General features: G+C 49.3%; 3 protein-coding genes. 1 reads left to right on the top strand and 2 read right to left on the bottom strand.

Annotated features, from left to right (window positions below):
- Nucleotides 1-44 precede the first annotated feature (44 nt).
- Nucleotides 45-470 (top strand): DUF4124 domain-containing protein, encoded by a 426-nt coding sequence (locus tag ACTHS3_RS11335; RefSeq protein WP_070625407.1) that lies wholly within the window; start codon nucleotides 45-47, stop codon nucleotides 468-470.
- A gap of 69 nt (nucleotides 471-539) precedes the next feature.
- Here ACTHS3_RS11335 and ACTHS3_RS11330 read toward each other — a convergent pair whose 3' ends face one another.
- Together ACTHS3_RS11330 and ACTHS3_RS11325 are read right to left on the bottom strand one after the other, a co-directional pair.
- Entirely contained in the window at nucleotides 540-1,868 is a 1,329-nt protein-coding gene (locus ACTHS3_RS11330) for an anaerobic C4-dicarboxylate transporter family protein (protein ID WP_049333380.1), read from the bottom strand.
- 221 nt (nucleotides 1,869-2,089) lie between these two features.
- On the bottom strand, nucleotides 2,090-2,809 hold a 720-nt coding region (locus ACTHS3_RS11325), incomplete at its 5' end, for a glycosyltransferase family 2 protein (RefSeq protein ID WP_440367983.1).

The raw sequence follows: 2,809 nt of genomic DNA, 5'->3' as shown, positions 1-2,809 counted from the left end.
GTAAAATAAGCCGCATGAGAACATCATTTACATAAGGGAAACCCATGAAATCTTCCGTACTCAAAACCTGTCTGATAGCAGCCCTTCTCTCTTCCGCCGCCCTGACCGGCGCGGCCGAGGTTTACACTTGGAAAGGCACATCGGGCAACAGCTATTCCGATACGCCAAACCGTCTGCAACCGAAGCGTTCCGGCGTGGTCAACATCCGCACGCACAACGTCAAACCTGCCGTTGCGCCTGCTGTTGCGGCATCTGAGCCGGTTGCCGAGCAGCCCAACGAACAGGTTGCGGAACAAAACAAACAAATCGAAGAGCGCAATAAAAAAATCGAAGAGCAAAACCGCCAAAACAAGCTGGAAAACTGCAAAATCGCCAAAATCAACCGTCAAGTCGCCGAAAGCGCACGCTTGGCCAATCGCGACAGCCTGATTAAGCAATACCAAAACGACGTCAATAAATACTGCAATTAAGCTCTCGGATAACAATATCAAAAAGGCCGTCTGAAATTTAATTTCAGACGGCCTTTATTTTTCAGTCCATCAATAATACAGTTGAACCAACAACAAACCGAAAGCCAGACTAAATGCCATGCTCAACAGGCCCGGAATCATGAAGCTGTGGTTGAAGATGAATTTGCCGATTTTGGTCGAGCCGGTTGTATCGAAGTCGATAGCGGCAATAATCGGACCGTAGTTCGGAATGAAGAAATAACCGTTTACCGCAACAAATGTGCCGATAATGATGGGCGCAGGAATACCCAGTTTGATGGCGATCGGAAACAGCGTTGCCACTGTCGCGCCTTGGCTATTGACCAATACCGACAAGACAAACAGGGCAAAGGCAAAGGTCCATGGTGCAGATTCAACCAAATGGCTGACTGTCGATTCCACTTCTGTTAAGTGGCCGTTCATCAAGGTATCGCCCAACCAAGCCACGCCAAACACCGCAATCACGGCACGCATACCGGCATGGAATACCGAACCTCGGGTAATCGCATCGCCATTGGGTTTACACGCCAAGATAATCAATGCAGAAGCAGACAACATCACGATTTCAATCGTATGCGCCATGCCCATAGGCTTGATCGCGCCATCGTGTTCAAAAGCCGGACGCAGCTCAGGCAGCGCACCCATCACAACTACCAGCAATGCCGCAGTCAAGAAAATACCGACTGACAATTTGGCTTTCGGCGAAATGGCGACATCGGTTTGTTGTTCCTCCACATCGATGTATTCTTTCACATAGTTCGGGTCTTTCAGCAAAGCCTGATAATGCGGATCGTCTTTCAATTCTTTGCCCAGTTTGTTTACGAACACGCAAGCCAAACCGATACCCAAAATCGTGGACGGAACAGTAACTTTCAACACATCCGCCATCGTGATGTGTTGCGGCTCAAGCATGGTAACACAGGCAACAACCGCGGCGGCAATCGGGCTGGCAACGATCGCAAATTGGGAAGCAATAACCGCCATCGTCAACGGACGGGAAGGACGGATGCCATTGCGACGGCTGACTTCGGCAATCACGGGCAAGACCGAGTAAGCCACATGGCCCGTACCTGCCAACACGGTAAAGGTATAAGTCACCGCCGGCGCGATAAAGGTGATGTATTTCGGATTGCGGTGCAACACGCGCGTGGCAATCTTAATCATATAGTCCAAACCGCCGCTGGCCTGCATGGCCGCCGCGGCAGACACTACCGCCATAATCATCAGCATCACATCAATCGGCGGGCTGGTCGGCTGAAGATGGAAACCAAAAGACAATACGGCCAAGCCGATACCGCCGAGCACGCCCAAACCAATACCGCCAACCTGCGCACCAATCAGGATACACAGCAGCACAACGGCAAACTGGATAAAAAACATAGTTGACATAACAACTCCCAAAATCCGGCCTTAGCCGAAATAAAATTACAAACGGTTGGATTATAGAGTAAACCCTCTTTCCTAACCATACTTTACCTAATTATACATACTGGTCTATATCAAATAAATAATATTCTCATTTAAACACTAGGTTTTAAAAATACAAAAGAGGCCGTCTGAAAATTTTCAGACGGCCTCTATGATTTAAAAAGATGATAAGGCTATTTTCCGGCTACTTCTTCATCTTTTATAAAATCCGATACGCCATGAACACAGCGGATTTTGCGTTCCGACAAAGTTGCCTCCAACAAGGCATCGTTTTGCGGCAATGAATCGCGTTCTGCCTCATTGTGCCAGAGGTGGTACGCAATGCCGGCAAATTTCAGATTATGGCGCTTCATCCCGTTATGATAGCAACGGGCGACAAATTCGCTGTCCTCCCTGCCCCAGCCGACAAAGCTATTGTCAAACCCGTTGACGGCAAGCGCATCGCTGCGGAAAAAGCCCATATTGCAAGTTTTGATGCCTTTGTGTTTGCGGTTGCCTTTTCGGCCTGCCAATTTGGCCAAACAACGGCAGCGCAGGGCGGAAAGCCGTTTTTCTATTCCCGAGCTGAACATGGACAAGGCAGGCAAATCGCCTTCGTTCAAAATATCCTGCGTTTTATCCGCAGTCAAAATCACGCGGGAACCCTGTATCAGACGGCCCTTTCGGGCAATCTTCAAATGATCGGCGATAAAAGACGGATTCAAGACCATATCGCCGTCAATCAACACAATATAATCGCTTTTCGCCTGCGCCAGCGCACGGTTGCGCGATTCGGCGGCACGAAAACCTCTATCCGGCTGCCATGAATGCTTGACCGGAATGCTTGTTCTGCGGCGGATAAAATCAACCACTTCGGCGGTTTCCTGCCTTGAGCCGTCATCCGCGACAATAAT

This window comes from Neisseria sp. P0009.S007 (assembly GCF_051962515.1).
The sequence above is the reverse complement of the archived record's forward strand: the minus strand, read 5'-3'. Positions and strand labels throughout refer to the sequence as shown.

Bases quoted from the DNA above. Each gene is read 5' to 3' on its own strand.
- ACTHS3_RS11330 (WP_049333380.1), bottom strand. From the start codon at position 1,868: ATGTTTTTTATCCAGTTTGCCGTTGTGCTGCTGTGTATCCTGATTGGT.
- ACTHS3_RS11335 (WP_070625407.1), top strand. From the start codon at position 45: ATGAAATCTTCCGTACTCAAAACCTGTCTGATAGCAGCCCTTCTCTCT.